This window comes from Amycolatopsis acidiphila (assembly GCF_021391495.1).
Lineage (GTDB): Bacteria > Actinomycetota > Actinomycetes > Mycobacteriales > Pseudonocardiaceae > Amycolatopsis_E > Amycolatopsis_E acidiphila.
Window position 1 is genome coordinate 6,948,692 of the sequence record NZ_CP090063.1, and the last position, 15,705, is coordinate 6,964,396.

Here is a 15,705-nt window from a genome sequence, read left to right on the forward strand (position 1 = left end):
CGACCTCCGCCCGTCAACTGTGCCCCTTCTCGGTGCCGCGTGGCCGCCAAATACCACCTGTCTTCGCGCCGCGAACGACAGGGGCGGCCACGCCAACGCCGAGAAAGGCTCATCTCATGTCCGAACCACGCAATGCCGGGGTGAAAACCTTGGGTATTAAGCTGCCCGACGCGCTGCACGCGCAGTTCACCCTCGTCGCGCAGCTCGACGCCATCTCGTTGGCCGACGCTGCCCTCCGCGCCGTCGAGCTGTACGTGTCCACCAAGCGGCAAGAACCGGACTTCGCGGCGCGGGCTCAGGCCGCCCTCGAAGAAATCGAGCGCGAAGCCGCCGCCCGCCGCGGGGCCATTCAAGGTCTGTTCGGTACCAGCGAACCCGCCCCGGAAAGCGCAACCACCCGCAACACCAAGGGCCGTCGCACGGGCGCTGAAGGCTAATCGCTTTCGGCATGTCCGCTGAGGTGACGAGCAACGCACTCCGCGCTGCTCGTCACCCTCTATATCAAAAATTGACAAAACCAAGGATAGGAAATCCTTTCTTGGCACTTGCAAGAAAGGCTGAGAAAATGGATAGAGATAGGAGGGGATGATGGCAGAAAAAGATTTCGATCCCGGAACATCTAGCTCAACCGAAGGCTCACAAAACAAGCAGCTCGCCCTTGAGGCTGTTCGCAGTCTTCCAGGTGGCAAGACCGTTAGTCCCAGCTCTAGGTCCGAACGCGAAGGCGCTATCGGCTTCGCCTATCTGCGGGTTAGCACGCGAGAACAAGCCCGGACCGGCGGTGGCGCGGAGGGGTACTCCATTCCCGCCCAGCGCGAGGCGTGCCTGGTCAAGGCGCAGCAGATGAGAGTCACTATCCAGGCTGAGTACATTGATGCCGGAGAATCAGCCCGCTCCACTGACCGGGACGATCTGCAGCGAATGTTGCGCGACATCAAGAAAGTCCGCCCAGACTACGTGTTCGTTCATAAGATCGACCGCCTTGCCCGCAACCGTGAAGACGACATAGCCATCAACCTGCTGTTACGTAAGCACGGTGTCAAGCTAATCTCCTGCACCGAGAACATTGATGACACACCGAGCGGAAAACTGTTGTACGGCCTCATGGCCGAGATCGCCCAGTTCTACTCCGCCAACCTGGCTCAAGAAGTGCTCAAGGGCCTACGCCGGAAGGCTGAGGAGGGCGGGACGCCATTCCGCGCGCCACTCGGCTACACCAATCGGCGCGAGAAGCGTGGCGGCGTTGAGTTCTCCTGGGTTGAACTGGACCCGGAGCGGGCCAAAATCATCAAGTGGTGTTTCGAGCAGTACGCCACGGGCGAGTGGAGCGTGGCCGACCTCGTGCTTGCCGCCCGCAAGAAAGGGCTAACAACCCGCGCGACAGGCACCAAACCCGAATCCGAAGTGGGTTTGACCACTATGTACAGCGTGTTACGTAATCCATACTACATGGGTTTGGTGCCCTATCAAGGAATTCACTACGAAGGTAAACACCCAACATTAATCGAACCCGACGCCTGGCTGGCCGTTCAGCACATCCTTGAGTCCCACAACCACACTGGCGAGAAAGACCGCATCCATACCCACTACCTGCGAAGCACGATCTACTGCTCGTCCTGCAGCGGACGGCTCGTTTTCTCCGCCAATACTGGCAACGGCGGCACCTACGTCTACTTCATGTGCGTGAAGAAGAAAACCAAGACCAATAACTGCCGCCGCCCAGCAGTGCGCGTCGAGAGGATTGAGCAGGGCATCTCAAACTTCTACGGCCGATTCAAGATCAGATCGGAGCACAGCGAGCAGATTTGCACAGCCGTCCGCGAGGAGCTTGCAAACCAGCAGGCCGAAGCAAGTCGCGGACTGGACCGCGCTACCCGGCGTAAAGCACGAGCTCTGGACGAGCGCCAGAAGCTGCTCCAGGCTCACTACGCCGGAGCCGTCCCGCAGGACCTTCTCGCCAGCGAGATGCAACGCCTCACCCGCGCTTTGGTCGAAATTGAAGCCGAGATCAAGGCAGCCAAGACCACCGCCACAGATGTCGAAGCCACGCTCAGGCAAGCCCTGGCTGCGGCCCGCCACTGCGAACAGGCTTACCTCACGGCTCCAGACCAAATAAAGAGACAAATCAACCAGGGATTTTTCGAGAAGTTGTTCATCGGCGAGGACGGCACTGTCGTACGTGCCGAACTCACAGAGCCGTTTGCCGCTCTCCTGGAAGAGATGCCGATCGCGCGGCCGTCCGGGTCGTCGGCAGATAACCCGCCATCAGCGCCTCAGACCGATCCTGGCGGGTCCCAGATGGCCGTTGGCCCACTCGGCCGTCCCGTCTTCCACAACCCCGCCAGGGCGGTTACAGAAAGCGGGAATGACAACACGTTCCGTAGTGTCGTTTCCTTTGCTAGCGGTTTGAATGATGAGTGCTTGGTGCCCCCGACGGGACTCGAACCCGCACTGAATCGATTTTAAGTCGACTGCCTCTGCCGGTTGGGCTACGGGGGCACCGCTCAGCATAATGCGGCGCCCCGTCCTCGCCGGGGACAACCCGGCAACCTGGCCGGGCAGCCCGATCAGGACTTCGAGGCCCGGGCGAACTCTTCCTTCGGGTTGTTGATCTGCCCCAGCGAGACGACCTCGCGGCGGAACAGGCCACCGAGCATCCAGTCCAGCAGGATGCGCGTCTTCCGGTTGAAGGTGGGCATCGCCTTGAGGTGGTAGGCCCGGTGGAACAGCCACGCCGGAAAGCCCTTGATCTTGAGGTTCAGCGCATCCGCCACACCCTTGTGCAGGCCCAGCCCGGCCACGGCACCCAGGTTCTTGTGGAAGTAGTCCTTCGGCTGCCCACCGCGCAGCACGCGGATGATGTTCGCCGACAGGACGCGGGCCTGGCGGACCGCGTGCTGGGCGTTCGGCGGCGTGGTGGCCGTCGGGTCCTGCTCGGTGCGCGACAGGTCCGGCACGGCCGCGTTGTCACCGGCGGTCCACACGTCCGGGTGGCCGACGACCTGCAGCGAAGCCATCGCCTCGAGGCGGCCGCGCTTGTCGATCGGCAGGTCGGAGTTGGCGAGCACCGGGTTGGCCTTCACGCCGGCGGTCCAGATGATCGTGTCGCTGTCGAACTCGGTGCCGTCGGACAGCACGACGTGCCCGTTCTCGAACGACTTCGCCGCGGTGGACAGGAACACCTCGATGCCCCGCCGCTCGAGCTGCTCGACCGTCCACACCCCCAGCGTCTCGCGCACCTCGGGCAGGATCCGGCCGGCCGCCTCGACCAGCACCCAGCGAATGTCGGACGGGTGGATGTTCTCGTAGTACCGGGTGGCGAAGCGCGACATGTCCTCGAGCTCGGCCAGCGCCTCGATCCCCGCGAACCCGCCGCCGACGACGGTGAACGTGAGCAGGCGCTTGCGCAGCTCCGGGTCCAGCGTGCTGGACGCCTGGTCGAGCTTGGTCAGCACGTGGTTGCGCAGGTAGATGGCCTCGCCGATGGTCTTGATGCCGATGCCCTGCTCGGCCAGGCCGGGGATCGGCAGCAGCCGCGCGACGGCACCGAGCGCGACCACGAGCACGTCGTAGTTCAGCTGCTCGATGTGCCCGTCGGCGGCCTCGACGGTGACGGACTTGCGCTCGTGCTCGATCTTGTTGACCCGCGCGGTGAGCACGTGGCACCGCTTGAGCACCCGCCGCAGCGGCACGACCACGTGCCGCGGCTCGATGGCGCCGGCCGCCGCTTCCGGCAGGAAGGGCTGGTACGTCATGTGGGGCTGGGGGTCCACGATCGTCACGGACGCTTCATTGGCGCGAAGCTTCTTCTGCAGCCCCAACGCGGTGTAGAGCCCGACGTAACCACCGCCCAGGATCAAGATCCGGGTCGGTTCCGACTTCACTGCGGCCATACCAGTATCTTCCCACCTCGCCGCCCCCGGCGCTCGTGCACCCCAACCAGCTGTGACGGGGGTCGCGAAACGATTCAGATCAATCCCGCGTGGGCCGCGCCGCGGGCCAGCACGTCCCGCAGCATCGCCGGGGTCAGCCTGCCGGTGAAGGTGTTCTGCTGCGACACGTGGTAGCACCCCAGCAGGTGGAGATCGTCGAGCACCACTTCGACGCCGTGGCCGAACTTCGGCAGCGGCTTGGGCAGCGTCCAGCCGCGCGCGAGTACCGGCAGCAGCGCCTGCCAGCCGAACGCGCCGAGCACGACGACCGCCCGCAACCGGGGTTTGAGCAGCTCCAGCTCCCGTTCCAGCCACGGCCGGCACGCGTCGCGCTCGGCCGGGGTGGGCTTGTTCGCCGGCGGCGCGCAGTGCACCGGCGCGGTGATCCGCGTCCCGTACAGCTCCAGGCCGTCACCGCGATGGGTCGAGGTGGGCTGCGACGCCAGCCCGACGTCGTAGAGCGCCTGGAACAGCACGTCCCCGGAGCGGTCACCGGTGAACATCCGGCCCGTGCGGTTGCCGCCGTGCGCCGCGGGCGCCAGGCCGACGATGGCCAGCGACGCGTCCGCCGGCCCGATGCCGGGCACCGGGCGCCCCCAGTACGTCTCGTTCGCGTATGCCGCGCGCTTCGTCCGGGCGACTTCCTCCCGCCACTCGACCAGGCGCGGGCAGCGACGGCAGTCCGAGACCGCGTCGTCGAGCTCCGAGATCCCGGCGGGCCTGATCTTCTTCACTCCACCAGGATAAGTTCATCCCATGTCCGACACCCCTGCCGAGGAGACCTCCGAGAAGAAGGCTCCCGAGCCGAGCGACGACCTCGTCACCACCCAGCACACGCTCACCGTCAAGCGCCGCAAGCTCGCCTACACCGCCCGCACCGGCCGCATCGTCCTGCGCAAGGAAGTGCTGACGGACGGCAAGTTCGAGGGCCACCAGGCCAAGGCCGAGGTGTTCCTCACCTCCTACACCCTCGACGACGCCGAGCCCGGCTCCCGCCCGGTGACGTTCGCGTTCAACGGCGGCCCCGGCTCCGCGAGCGTGTGGCTGCACATGGGACTGCTCGGGCCGCGGCGCGCGGTGTCGGGTGACGTGGACTCCCCCGAGCCGCCGCCGTACCGCCTCGTCGACAACCCGGACACCCTGCTCGTGCACAGCGACCTGGTGTTCATCGACCCGGTCTCCACCGGTTACTCGCGCGCGGTGAACGGCGAGAAACCCAAGGAGTACCTGGGTTTCACCCCGGACCTCGAGTCGGTCGGCGAGATCATCCGGCTCTGGACCTCACGCAACGGCCGCTGGCTCTCGCCGAAGTTCCTCGCCGGCGAGTCCTACGGCACGCTCCGGGCCGCGGCGCTGGCCGCGCACCTGCAGGAGCGGCACGGCATGTACCTCAACGGCCTGATGCTCATCTCCTCCGTGCTCGACATGGGCACGATCCGCTTCACCGAGGGCAACGACAAGCCGTTCCCGCTGTACGTCCCGACGTACGCGGCGATCGCGCACTACCACGGCCGGCACGGCGACCGCCCGCTCGACGACGTCCTGGCCGACGCCGAGGAGTTCGCCGCGCGCGAGCTGCCGTACGCGCTGGAGCGCGGCGCCCGGCTGGCGGCCGAGGAGCGCACCGCGGCCGTGCAGACGCTCGCTTCGCTCACCGGGCTGGAAGAGTCCTATGTGGACAGGGTGAACCTGCGCATCGAGCACGTCCGGTTCTTCACCGAGCTCCTGCGCGACCGCGGGCTGACCACCGGGCGGATGGACGGCCGGTTCACCACCTGGGAACCGGACGGCGGCCGCGAGCACATGAGCGACGACGCCTCGATCTCCCGCATCATCGGCGCCTACTCGGCCGCGTTCAACCACTACGTGCGCGGTGAGCTGGAGTACCGGAACGACCTGCCGTACGAGATCCTCTCGATGGACGTCGTGCGCGACTGGTCGTACTCGGAGTTCGAGGGCCGCGCGGTCTCGGCGGTGGACGCGCTGAGCGCGGCGATGCGGGCGAACCCGCACCTGAAGGTGCACGTGGCGCTGGGCTACTACGACGGCGCGACGCCGTACTACGCGGCCGAGCACGTGCTGGCGCGGCTGCAGATCCCGGACGAGCTGCGGGAGAACATCGAGTCGGCGTACTACCCGGCAGGCCACATGATGTACGTGCACGAGCCTTCCCGCGTGCAGCAGTCGAAGGACCTGGGCGGGTTCGTCGCGGCGAGCGCCAACCGTTAGCGCACGCCCTGGGCGTCCACCACGAGGTTCGCCTGCGGGCCGCCGGCGCCGCAGTCAGGACCGTTGGGATACAACAGTTTCGGCGTGACGTCGACCGTCTCGCCGGAGAAGGTGACCCGCACGGCAGCGGCGGGAAGACCGGGCACGTTCGCGAACCCGGTCTTCCCGCCGGTCTCCCGCATCCGCGCCGTGCACGTGTCGTCCGGGGCGGTGCCGGTGCAGGTCGAGCCGGTGGCCGTCGTCTCCGGCGACAAGGCGACCGGGTACGTGTGGCAGGCGCCGTTCCAGCACGCCTCGAGGCTCGTCGTGCCGGTGAACCGCGCGGCGACGGACGGCGCGATCCGCACCCCGATGCCCACCGGGGTGCCGATCTCGGTGCAGGCCCGGTCCGGGGCGCCGGCCTGAGTCCCGCAGGCCGTCAGCACGACCAGCAACACGAGTATCCGCATGACCCAAGGACGGCCGGCGCTCCCGGAACGGTTGCACTCAGCCCCGGACGTACGGCGAACCGTGCGTCACGGCGGCGTAGGCGTCCACCGCGCCGTTGCCGTAGAAGCCGTTGAACTCCGGCGTGCCGGCGCAGGTCGCCGTGTAGGTGGCGTCACGCCCCTCGTCGAGGTAGTCGACCGTGCGGGGAACCGGGCACGCGATCGGCGCGGCCGTCCCCTCGATCACGCGCTGCACCGAGTCCGGGCTCAGCCCGAACCCGCCCTTGCCGGGCTTGCCGTACTGCGAAACGATCAGCGCGGCGACACCCGTCGCGTGCGGGGTGGCCATCGACGTGCCCTGCAGGAACTGGTAGTAGCCAACGCGGCCGTCCGGCGCGACCGCCTTCTGCACGCCGAGCTCGGCCCCGGCCGGGGTGATGTTGTCGTTCGCGTCGATGTTCCCTTCCGCCACGCCGACGTTCTTCGGGTAGGCCGAGAGGATCAGGTTCTCGTTGGTGCCGTACCAGTCCGTGCCGAAGCCGTCGCGGTAGTAGCCGCCGGGCGCCGAGACGGAGATCTGCTCGGTGCCGTAGTTGGAGTAGTCCGCCTTGGCGCCCGACGGGCCGAACGCGCCGACACCGATGGTGTGCGGTCCCTCGGTCGGCATCGAGAGGCAGGTCGCGTTGTCGATCGTGCGTGGGTGCGTCGCGTTCGCCGGGTAGTCCGGGCTCGTGGCGTCCGGCTGCGGCGAGCCGAGGTCGGTGTGCTCGTTGCCCAGCGCGACCACCGACGTGACGCCGTTGCGGTAGGCGTAGTTCAGCGCCCGGCTGACGGCCTCGACGATCGTGCGCTGCTCGAGCCTTTGCGCGGTCGAGTCGGCCGGGTTGTTCACACAGTTGTAGAGCCACGGGTCGACGTAGAACGACATGTTGACCACGTCGATGCCCTCGTCACCGGCGTAGGTCAGCGCGTCCACGGTCGGCTGCAGGAAGAAGTAGCCGGAGTCCTGGCCCGCGCGGAGGTTGACCAGCGTGACGCCCGGCGCGACGCCGGAGACGCCGAAACCGTTGGCGGCAGCGGCGATCGTGCCCGCGACGTGGGTGCCGTGGCCGTTGTCGTCGTGGTCGGCGGGGTCGACGCAGCCGCGGTACTCGCACGGGCCGTCGACGACGGCGCCGGTCTCGTCGGTGGGGATGTCACGGGTGAAGTTGCGGGAGTCGGCCGCGTCGAAGTTCGGCGCGATGTCGGGGTGCGAACCGTCGATGCCGGTGTCGATGACGCCGACCTTGACGCGCTTGTCCCCGGGCTGCACGGTGCGCGCGATGTCCGAGCGCGTGGACTTCAGGCCCCACAGCTGGTCGTCGAGCGGGTCGGTGCCGACCGGCTTCTTGGCGCTCGGCTTCTTCTTCGCCGCGCCGCGTTCCTTCTCGACGGCGTCGGGCTTCTTGGTCGCCTTGTCCTCGGGCGCCTTGCCGATCGACGTCGCCTTCGCGGCGCCGTAGATCGCGCGGTCTGCCGAGACGCGTTCGGCGAACCCGTCGGCCGGGGCGCTGGCGGTGACCAGCCCGACCGCGCTGTTGCTGTGCAGCACGGTGCCGCCCGCCTGGCGGATGGCCTGCTCGGCGGCGGGGACACTCTGCCCGGCGGCGGCCAGCACGGTGAACTCCGTTGTCGCACCGGAAAGCCGCGGTTGTGCCGCGGCGGCCGGCCCGGCGACCACGACTCCGCCGATCAGCGGTACCGCGAGCGCGGCGATGAGCAACCTGGATCTTCTCAAGGAAAACTCCTCCTCACCAAGGGGTGAGAGGAACCTACCTAAGGTTTTGGTAAACCGGAACAAAAAGCCGACTAAAGTCAGGCGTCCCCGCTGAGCGAGAGGGCGATCCCGTCGAGGATGTCGTGCTCGCTGACCACCAGCTCCGCCGGCCCGCCGCGCTGCGCGAGCTGCTCGGCGAGCAGCCGCACGATCAGCGCGCCGCCGCCGATGACGTCGACGCGGCCGGGATGGATCACCGGGTTCGCGGCCCTGGTGGCGTGGTCCGCGGCGAGCAGGTCGTCCGCGACCTCGAAGACCTGCGCCTGCGACAGCCGGGACAGGTGGGTGCGCTCGGAGTCGTACTCCGGCAGCTTCTGCGCCACGGCGGACAACGTCGTCACCGTCCCGGCGACCCCGATCCACGTCCGCGCCTTGGACACGTCGACCGCGTCGAAGGCCTGCGCCAGCACCCCGGCGGCGAACTCGCGCGCGGCGGCGACCTCGTCCGCGGTGGGCGGGTCGGACTTCAGGGCCCGCTCGGTGATCCGCACGCAACCGATGTCGACGGACTTGGCCGCGGTGACCGACGCGCGCCGACCGTCCCAGTCGCCGAGCACCAGTTCGGTCGAGCCACCGCCGACGTCGACCACGAGGAACGGCCCGTCGTCCGGGTCCTGCTCGCCGACCGCGCCGGTGAACGACAGGCGCGCCTCTTCGTCGCCGCTGATGACCTCCGCCTCGACACCGAGGACTTCCCGTGTCATGGCGAAGAACTCGTCGCGGTTGCTCGCGTCGCGGGTGGCCGAGGTGGCGACCATGCGCACGCGCTCGACGCCCTTGCGGCGGGCCGCGATCGTGTAGTCGGCGAGCGCCGCGCGGGTGCGCTCCAGCGCCTCCGGCGCGAGCCTGCCGGTGGCGTCCACCCCCTGCCCGAGCCGCACCACGCGCATCTCGCGGTGCAGGTCGCGCAGGTCGACGGTGCCGTCGTGGCGGTGCGTCAGCTCGGCGACGAGCAGGCGGATGGAGTTCGTTCCACAGTCGATCGCGGCAACTCGGGGCATGCCGACCACATTACGAGGTCGCACTCGCCGTCGTGGTGGTGGTGGACTCGGGCGGCGGCGCGCACGGGTCCGGCGTTCCCGTCGGGGTGACCGTCGTCGTCGTGGTCGTCGTGGTCGTCGTGGTCGTCGATGTCGGCGTCGGCGAGGTGCTCGTCGGGCACGTCGGTGTCGTCGGCGGCGGCGGCGTGGTCGTGGTCGTGCCGGGTGGGGCCGAGGACGAGGGCGGCCGGCTCGGCGTGGGCGCCTGCGAACCGGTCGTCGGCGGCGGCATGATCGTGGTGACCGGCGGCGGCGCGGGGACGGCGGGCGTGGCCGGCGCCGCGATCGGCACCAGGCTGTCGGGCAGCTGCAGCACGCCCTTGCGGTACGCCTCCGCCCACAGGATCACGGTGTCGACGTAGACGTCGGAGTTGTTGTAGCGGTAGATCGCCGACCGGAGCTGGTCGGGGTTCGCCAGGTCCAGCCCGCCCGAGCACAGGAAGCGGCCGGTGGCCAGGGTCGCGTCGTAGATGTTGTTCGGGTCCGCGACGCCGTCGCCGTTGCCGTCGGCGCCGTAGGTCAGCCAGGTGGACGGGATGAACTGCGTCGGCCCGACGGCCCGGTCCCACACCGTGTCGTGGTCCCAGCGGCCGTGGTCGGTGTCCGGGACCGCGGCGACCGCGCCGACGCCGTCGAGCACGGGGCCGAGGATCGGTTCGAGCGTGTAGCCGTTCTTGTCGACGTAACCGCCGCGGGCGTGGTTGGACTCGATCCGCCCGATGCTCGCGATCAGCGCCCAGTCGATGTGGCAGTTCGGCTGTACACCGGCCATGACGTCGGCCGCGTTGTGGTACGCCTTGAGCGCGGTGCCGGGAATGCCCAGCGGGCCGCTCGGCAGCTCGTACGGCGGCAGCGGCAGGGTGACGGCCGTGCGGCGCGGCAGCGAACCGTCCACGCTGAGCTGCACGAGTTTCGGGTCGAACCCCTCGACGAGCGGCGCGTCCCCGGTGTGCTCCGCGCTCGGGGTGCTGGACCAGTCGGAGGTGCCGCCGCTCGCGATCCCGGCCGGCACGATGGCGAGGACCCCGCCGATGGCCGCGACCAGCGTCCTGTGCCGCAGGCCGATTCTGCGTGCCTTGCGCCGGGCGATGCGCATCCGCGTCAGTCGCACACCCGCGCTCCTCCCAGGTTCAGACCCATCGTCACCCAGGGCCTGTTAAGCCCACGTGACCGATGGGGCTATCCCCGAACGGAGGAGCAGTGTTACGCGGCGCAGTCGCCGGAGGGCCAGTCGGGCCGCAGGAGTTCGAGCGTCTCGTCGCCGAACGGGTTCACGCCGGGTCCACAGGCGAGGGTGTGCGCGAGGTGGACGTGCAGGCATTTGACCCGCCCGGGCATCCCGCCCGCGGTCACCCGGTGGCCGAGCGGCTCGATCGCGTCACGCTGGGCCAGGTACGACTCGTGGGCGCGCTGGTAGGCGGCGGCGAGCTCCTCGTCGACCGAGAGGCGCTCGGTCATCTCCTTCATCAGGCCGGAGGCCTCGAGCCGCCCGACGAGCGAGGTAAGCCGCGGGCAGGTCAGGTAGTACAGGGTGGGGAACGGCGTGCCGTTCTCGAGCCGGGGGTTGGTCTGCACCACGGACGGGTGACCGCTGGGGCAACGCGCTGCGATCGCGCGCAGCGCCCGCGGCGGCCGGCCGAGCTGCTGCGCGATGATCTCGCGGTCGGCTTCGGTCACCGGCTCGAACGAATGCGTCTTCTCCACACCCTCATTGTCGCAAGCGGCGCTCAGCCGCCGAGCGTGGACCAGAGCTGGTCGTACCAGGCCACGCCACCGGGGTGCGGCGGCTGCTGGGCCTGCTGCTGTTTGCCCTGCGGGGTGTCCTCGGGCAGCTGGACGAGGTACGGCGTCTCGCCGGGCATCACGTACCGCAGCCGGCGCCGCGCCTCGGCCTCGACCTGCGCGGGGTCGTTGAGCGCCGCCTGCCGGGCCTGCAGCTCGGTGACGTCGTTGCGCAGCTCGGCCTGCCGCTGCTCCTGCTCGGCGATCTCCGAGCGCTGGCTCAGGTACGTGCGCAGGGGGACGGCGAGGGTGAACGCCAGCGCGCACACCACGATCGCGAGCACCGCGGCCCGCCGGGTGGTGGACATGCCGAGCACCCGGGTCGCCCCGGCCGCCTGCTTGGCGCCGAAGCCCCGGCGCAGCCGGGACTTGGCCGGCTCACGCCGCACGCGGCGCGGCCGGCCCTCGACCCGGGGGGAAGCCGCGGCGCGGCGCACCGACTGGCCGTCCGCACGGCGATCCGTGCGGCGGCCTCGCCGGGTGCGCTCCCTGCCCCGCTGGTTCATCCGCGCGGACCGTCAGCTCTCCGGCGTGAACCGCGGGAAGGCCAGGTCGCCGGCGTAGCGGGCCGCGTCGCCGAGGGTCTCCTCGATGCGCAGCAGCTGGTTGTACTTCGCGACGCGCTCGCTGCGGGCGGGCGCGCCGGTCTTGATCTGGCCGACGCCGGTCGCGACCGCGAGGTCGGCGATCGTGGTGTCCTCGGTCTCGCCCGAGCGGTGGCTCATCATGCTCTTGTACCCGTAGGAGGTCGCGAGCGTGATCGCGTCGAGGGTCTCCGACAGCGTGCCGATCTGGTTGACCTTGACCAGCAGCGCGTTCGCGGCGCCGCGCTCGATACCCTGCTCGAGCCGGTCGGGGTTGGTGACGAACAGGTCGTCGCCGACCAGCTGGACGCGGTCGCCGATCCGCTCGGTCAGCGCCACCCAGCCGTCCCAGTCGTCCTCCGACAGCGGGTCCTCGATGGACACCAGCGGGTACGCGTCGAGCAGTTCGGCGTAGTAGGCGCCCAGCTGCTCGGCGGTGCGCTTGCTGCCCTCGAAGCTGTACGCGCCGTCGGCGAAGAACTCGGTCGCGGCGACGTCGAGCGCCAGCGCGACGTCGCGGCCCGGGCGGTAGCCCGCCTTCTCGATCGCCGTCGTGATCAGGTCCAGCGCCTCGCGGTTGCTCGACAGGCTCGGCGCGAAGCCGCCCTCGTCACCGAGGCCGGTGGCCAGGCCGCGGCCCTTGAGCACCGACTTGAGCGAGTGGTAGACCTCGACGCCCCAGCGCAGTGCCTCGCGGAAGGACTCCGCGCCGATCGGCGCGATCATGAACTCCTGGATGTCCACGTCGGTGTCGGCGTGCGCGCCACCGTTGAGGATGTTGAGCATCGGCACGGGCAGCACGTGCGCGTTGGGGCCGCCCAGGTACCGGAACAGCTCCAGCTCGGCGGACTCCGCGGCGGCCTTGGCGACCGCGAGGGAGACGCCCAGCAGCGCGTTCGCGCCGAGGCGGGACTTGTCGGGGGTGCCGTCGAGGTCGACCAGCTTCTGGTCCACGACCCGCTGCTCCACGGCCTCGGAGCCGGCCAGCTCGGGGCCGATCTCGTCGAGCACCGCGGCGACCGCGCGCTCGACGCCCTTGCCGTTGTAGCGCTGGGCGTCGCCGTCGCGGAGCTCGACGGCCTCGTGTTCGCCGGTCGACGCCCCCGACGGGACGGCGGCTCGCGCCAGCGTGCCGTCGTCGAGTGCCACCTCCACCTCGACAGTCGGGTTGCCACGCGAATCCAGGATCTCGCGCGCGCCTACCTGCTCGATGACCGCCACTCGTCGCTCCTCATCGGTTGTGCCGGCGATGACGGGTTCAGCCTAACGGCAGGTCATCGTCACTCGTTGGAGGCTCGGCCTTGATTTCCTGCCAGCCCGGCGGCAGGTCCGCGGTGTCGGAGATCTGCTGCCAGAACGTCCAGCTGTTGCCGCCGATGTCCGCGACGGTGAACACCCGGGCGCCGTAGGGCTGGTCCTGCGGTGGCGTCACGTCACAGCCCTCGCCCAGGGCGGTGCAGACCCGGTCGTACTGGGCGTCGGCGTCGTCGACGTAGACGACGTTGAGCTGGCCGACCGGCCGGTCGACCCCCTTGCCCTCCCAGTAGTCCGCGCCGACGCCGGCGAGCACGATCTCGGCGTCGCCCGCCGCGACGGTGGCCTGGAACACCTGGCCCGCGCCGTCGACGTAGCGGATGTGCTCGGTGAAGCCGAACACGCGGACCAGCCATTCGAGGGCCTCGGTCGCGTCGGTGTAGTACAGATAAGGCGAGAGACCGAGGTACCTGGGTTCGTCGTCGCTCATAGCCGTGTAGTGCACCACGTCGCCGTCTCACCCGGTGATCGCACCCCTGCCGAAAGTGGCTCTTCCGGGGTAACGTCGATCGGACTATGGATGACGAGAACCTGACTCTGGACCATCTCGGCGACAACCGGTTCGAGGCGTTCCGTCAGGCCGAGGCGTTGATCGAGAACCGACGCCCGCTGGACGCGCTCAAGGCACTGGAACCGGTGCTCGAGGCAGATCCGGACAAGCCGAGCGTGCAGCTGCTGGCCGGTCGCGCCTACTTCCACTCCGCGCAGCTCAACCATGCCGAGCAGGCCTTCACCCGCGTGCTGGAGCTTGATCCGTCCGACCACTACGCACGGTTCGTTCTGGGCCGCACACTGCAGCGCCTCGGCCGGTTGGTCGAGGCGCTCGGTCAATTACGGATGGCCTGGGCGATGAACCCGGTGCCGGAGTACCAGGACGCGGTCTCGGAGGTCAACGCCCGGGTACGGCTGCAAGGAACCTAGGGGGCGAGCCGTTCCGCGCACGCGCGAAGCCAGGCCATGATCACGTCTTGGCGCGGGCCGGCTTCGTCCGCGAGGATGCCGTCGAGCTCCTGCACGCGCACGGCGGCCTCGGCCAGCCGCGCGCGCCCTTTCGCGGTCAGCGTCGTCCGGCGCGAGCGCTGATCCGGCGTGCGGTCGGCGCGCACGATGAGGCCCGCTTCGCTCAGTGTGGTGAGGAACCTGAGCATCGTCGGCGGGGCGACGAAGGATCGGCGCGCCAGTTCGGCGTTGGAGATCCCGGGATGCTCGGCCAGCAGGCCGAGCACCGCGTAGTGCGGGCTCGTCAGCCCGAGATCGGCCAGCGCCGCGTCCATCCGCGCCCGCAACGCCTGCTGCAGTCGCTTCAACGCGAACCCCGGTGACCGGTCCGGATCCACGTGCGTGCTCACCAAGTCCATATTAGAAGCCTAATCCAGGTTAGCATGCTAATCTGAATGCCATGACCACCACGATCACCACCGGCGCCGACCTCGTCACGCTGGTCAACGTGTTCACCGTCGACCCGGCCCGCCAGACGGAGCTCGTCGACTCGCTGGAGGCCGCGACCCGGGAGATCTTCGTGACCATGCCCGGTTTCCGGTCGGCGAACCTGCACACGAGCCTCGACGGGACGCGGGTCGTGAACTACGCCCAGTGGGCGAGCGAGGACGAGTACCGGGACGCCCTCCGACGGCCCGAGGTGCGGGAGCACCTGACCAAGGCGATGGCCATCGCCGAGAAGGTGGAGCCGGCGCTGTATCGCGTCCATTCGGTCCACCACATCGGCGCGTGACCGATCAGGGCAGCTTGGCCGCCGCGAAGGTGTCGGCGGCGGCGAGCGTGTCCTGGGTGTCCGGAAGGGACCGCGTGTAGCCCAGGATCGTCTGCCACCAGCCGGTCGCGGTGGCGAGGTCGGCGCCGGTCGAGCAGAGGTAGCGCGCCAGCGTGTACGCCGCGTCGGCGGGGTTGCGCAGGTCGGCCGGCTTCGCGTCGTTGACCGCGCGCGAGGACCAGCGGTCCCAGATCTGCTGCGGCACCGGCAGCGGCCCGCTGCCCACCGCCTGGACCTGTCCCAGTCCGGCGAGCGTCGCCCAGGACAGGTGGCAGTTGGGCGCCTCGCCGTGCATCCGCATCTCCGCCCGCCCGTACGCGGACAGCACACCCGGTGCGAGCTTGGTCGGCACGGCGAGCTTCCGCGCCCAGGCGTCCAGTTCGGCCTCGTCGGACAACTTCGGCCGGTCGACCGGCGGGGCGACGGCGAGCCGCGGCGCGGCGGCCGCCGGCGGTGGGGAGGGCGGCGGAGCGGTGGACGGAGCGGGCGGCGCGGAGGTGTCCGGCCTGGTCGTGCCGATGGTGAACATCAGGACGAGCCCGGTCGCCACCACCCCGAGGGCGAGCCATAGCGACGACGACGAGCGACGCGGCGCGATGTCCCCTGAAGGGGTGGGCTCAACCACCGGAACAGGTTAGCGGCATCACCCGATGGTGCTGGTGACGCCGGGATCACACAATTCGTTATCAAGCTTCCGCAGGACCCGCTGACCAGCGCAAACGCGTGCGCGATGTCCGTTTTATCCGGCATGGCGGACGAGCCGGGGCACTTCGGCACTGGACATACAGGCAAGGCTTACCTAAAAACAT

General features: G+C 69.2%; 17 protein-coding genes, 1 tRNA gene and 1 pseudogene. 5 read left to right on the plus strand and 14 right to left on the minus strand.

The features are described 5' to 3' along the window. Positions 1-116 precede the first annotated feature (116 nt). Positions 117-437 carry a hypothetical protein gene (locus LWP59_RS33945; RefSeq protein WP_144640789.1) on the plus strand — a complete coding sequence of 107 codons (321 nt, stop codon included), beginning with the start codon at positions 117-119 and terminating at the stop codon, positions 435-437. Positions 438-588: 151 nt separating this feature from the next. Next, positions 589-1,746: pseudogene (locus tag LWP59_RS33950) on the plus strand (recombinase family protein); the annotation flags it as partial. A gap of 9 nt (positions 1,747-1,755) precedes the next feature. Here the strand turns inward: LWP59_RS33950 and LWP59_RS33955 are convergent. The 4 genes from LWP59_RS33955 to LWP59_RS33970 all read right to left on the minus strand — a co-directional run bounded on the left by LWP59_RS33955 (position 1,756) and on the right by LWP59_RS33970 (position 4,666). Then, the gene (locus LWP59_RS33955; protein WP_229857680.1) at positions 1,756-2,079 is read right to left on the minus strand and encodes a hypothetical protein; all 324 of its coding nucleotides are present in this window, start codon (positions 2,077-2,079) and stop codon (positions 1,756-1,758) included. 343 nt (positions 2,080-2,422) lie between these two features. Continuing rightward, positions 2,423-2,499: transfer RNA gene (locus tag LWP59_RS33960), tRNA-Leu, on the minus strand. Between the two features lie 68 nt (positions 2,500-2,567). After that, on the minus strand, positions 2,568-3,893 hold the full coding sequence (locus LWP59_RS33965) for an NAD(P)/FAD-dependent oxidoreductase (protein WP_144640792.1): 1,326 nt from the start codon (positions 3,891-3,893) through the stop codon (positions 2,568-2,570). 74 nt (positions 3,894-3,967) lie between these two features. After that, on the minus strand, positions 3,968-4,666 hold the full coding sequence (locus tag LWP59_RS33970) for a uracil-DNA glycosylase (RefSeq protein ID WP_308431731.1): 699 nt from the start codon (positions 4,664-4,666) through the stop codon (positions 3,968-3,970). Positions 4,667-4,688: 22 nt separating this feature from the next. On the opposite strand from LWP59_RS33970, the gene LWP59_RS33975 reads away from it, so the two are divergent. Beyond that, positions 4,689-6,161, plus strand: coding sequence for a S10 family peptidase (locus LWP59_RS33975; protein WP_144640795.1), 1,473 nt, complete (start codon positions 4,689-4,691; stop codon positions 6,159-6,161). Here LWP59_RS33975 and LWP59_RS33980 read toward each other — a convergent pair. The 8 genes from LWP59_RS33980 to LWP59_RS34015 form a co-directional block, all read right to left on the minus strand. After that, the gene (locus LWP59_RS33980) at positions 6,158-6,610 is read right to left on the minus strand and encodes a hypothetical protein (RefSeq protein WP_144640798.1); all 453 of its coding nucleotides are present in this window, start codon (positions 6,608-6,610) and stop codon (positions 6,158-6,160) included. The genes LWP59_RS33975 and LWP59_RS33980 overlap by 4 nt on opposite strands. A 37-nt stretch (positions 6,611-6,647) precedes the next feature. Beyond that, positions 6,648-8,366, minus strand: coding sequence for a S8 family peptidase (locus LWP59_RS33985; RefSeq protein WP_144640801.1), 1,719 nt, complete (start codon positions 8,364-8,366; stop codon positions 6,648-6,650). Positions 8,367-8,443: 77 nt separating this feature from the next. Next, entirely contained in the window at positions 8,444-9,406 is a 963-nt protein-coding gene (locus LWP59_RS33990; RefSeq protein ID WP_144640804.1) for a Ppx/GppA phosphatase family protein, read from the minus strand. A 10-nt stretch (positions 9,407-9,416) separates the two neighbouring features. Then, complete coding sequence (locus LWP59_RS33995; RefSeq protein WP_144640874.1) at positions 9,417-10,541, minus strand: lytic transglycosylase domain-containing protein; 1,125 nt, start codon at positions 10,539-10,541, stop codon at positions 9,417-9,419. Between the two features lie 107 nt (positions 10,542-10,648). Beyond that, a complete protein-coding gene (locus tag LWP59_RS34000) occupies positions 10,649-11,149 on the minus strand; it encodes a DUF501 domain-containing protein (RefSeq protein ID WP_144640807.1) in 501 nt (166 codons plus the stop codon). Between the two features lie 23 nt (positions 11,150-11,172). After that, positions 11,173-11,733: an FtsB family cell division protein gene (locus LWP59_RS34005; protein WP_144640810.1), complete on the minus strand. Its 561-nt coding sequence runs from the start codon at positions 11,731-11,733 to the stop codon at positions 11,173-11,175. 12 nt (positions 11,734-11,745) lie between these two features. Beyond that, positions 11,746-13,032, minus strand: a complete 1,287-nt coding sequence (gene eno, locus LWP59_RS34010; RefSeq protein WP_144640813.1) for a phosphopyruvate hydratase — start codon at positions 13,030-13,032, stop codon at positions 11,746-11,748. A 37-nt stretch (positions 13,033-13,069) separates the two neighbouring features. Beyond that, positions 13,070-13,555, minus strand: coding sequence for a VOC family protein (locus LWP59_RS34015; protein WP_144640816.1), 486 nt, complete (start codon positions 13,553-13,555; stop codon positions 13,070-13,072). Positions 13,556-13,641: 86 nt separating this feature from the next. On the opposite strand from LWP59_RS34015, the gene LWP59_RS34020 reads away from it, so the two are divergent. Next, on the plus strand, positions 13,642-14,046 hold the full coding sequence (locus tag LWP59_RS34020) for a tetratricopeptide repeat protein (protein ID WP_144640819.1): 405 nt from the start codon (positions 13,642-13,644) through the stop codon (positions 14,044-14,046). On the opposite strand, the gene LWP59_RS34025 is transcribed toward LWP59_RS34020, so the two are convergent. After that, complete coding sequence (locus LWP59_RS34025; protein ID WP_222425587.1) at positions 14,043-14,474, minus strand: MarR family winged helix-turn-helix transcriptional regulator; 432 nt, start codon at positions 14,472-14,474, stop codon at positions 14,043-14,045. The genes LWP59_RS34020 and LWP59_RS34025 overlap by 4 nt on opposite strands. A 50-nt stretch (positions 14,475-14,524) precedes the next feature. Here LWP59_RS34025 and LWP59_RS34030 point away from each other — a divergent pair, with 50 nt between their 5' ends. Next, the gene (locus tag LWP59_RS34030; RefSeq protein WP_144640825.1) at positions 14,525-14,857 is read left to right on the plus strand and encodes an antibiotic biosynthesis monooxygenase family protein; all 333 of its coding nucleotides are present in this window, start codon (positions 14,525-14,527) and stop codon (positions 14,855-14,857) included. Between the two features lie 4 nt (positions 14,858-14,861). Here LWP59_RS34030 and LWP59_RS34035 read toward each other — a convergent pair whose 3' ends face one another. Further along, positions 14,862-15,521 carry a lysozyme family protein gene (locus LWP59_RS34035; RefSeq protein WP_229857682.1) on the minus strand — a complete coding sequence of 220 codons (660 nt, stop codon included), beginning with the start codon at positions 15,519-15,521 and terminating at the stop codon, positions 14,862-14,864. Between the last annotated feature and the right edge of the window lie 184 nt (positions 15,522-15,705).

Coding starts and splice junctions, on each gene's coding strand:
- LWP59_RS33990 (WP_144640804.1), bottom strand. CDS start 9,406: ATGCCCCGAGTTGCCGCGATCGACTGTGGAACGAACTCCATCCGCCTG.
- LWP59_RS33980 (WP_144640798.1), bottom strand. CDS start 6,610: ATGCGGATACTCGTGTTGCTGGTCGTGCTGACGGCCTGCGGGACTCAG.
- LWP59_RS33995 (WP_144640874.1), bottom strand. CDS start 10,541: ATGCGCATCGCCCGGCGCAAGGCACGCAGAATCGGCCTGCGGCACAGG.
- LWP59_RS34030 (WP_144640825.1), top strand. CDS start 14,525: ATGACCACCACGATCACCACCGGCGCCGACCTCGTCACGCTGGTCAAC.
- LWP59_RS33945 (WP_144640789.1), top strand. CDS start 117: ATGTCCGAACCACGCAATGCCGGGGTGAAAACCTTGGGTATTAAGCTG.
- LWP59_RS33975 (WP_144640795.1), top strand. CDS start 4,689: ATGTCCGACACCCCTGCCGAGGAGACCTCCGAGAAGAAGGCTCCCGAG.
- LWP59_RS34015 (WP_144640816.1), bottom strand. CDS start 13,555: ATGAGCGACGACGAACCCAGGTACCTCGGTCTCTCGCCTTATCTGTAC.
- LWP59_RS33965 (WP_144640792.1), bottom strand. CDS start 3,893: ATGGCCGCAGTGAAGTCGGAACCGACCCGGATCTTGATCCTGGGCGGT.
- LWP59_RS34005 (WP_144640810.1), bottom strand. CDS start 11,733: ATGAACCAGCGGGGCAGGGAGCGCACCCGGCGAGGCCGCCGCACGGAT.
- LWP59_RS34020 (WP_144640819.1), top strand. CDS start 13,642: ATGGATGACGAGAACCTGACTCTGGACCATCTCGGCGACAACCGGTTC.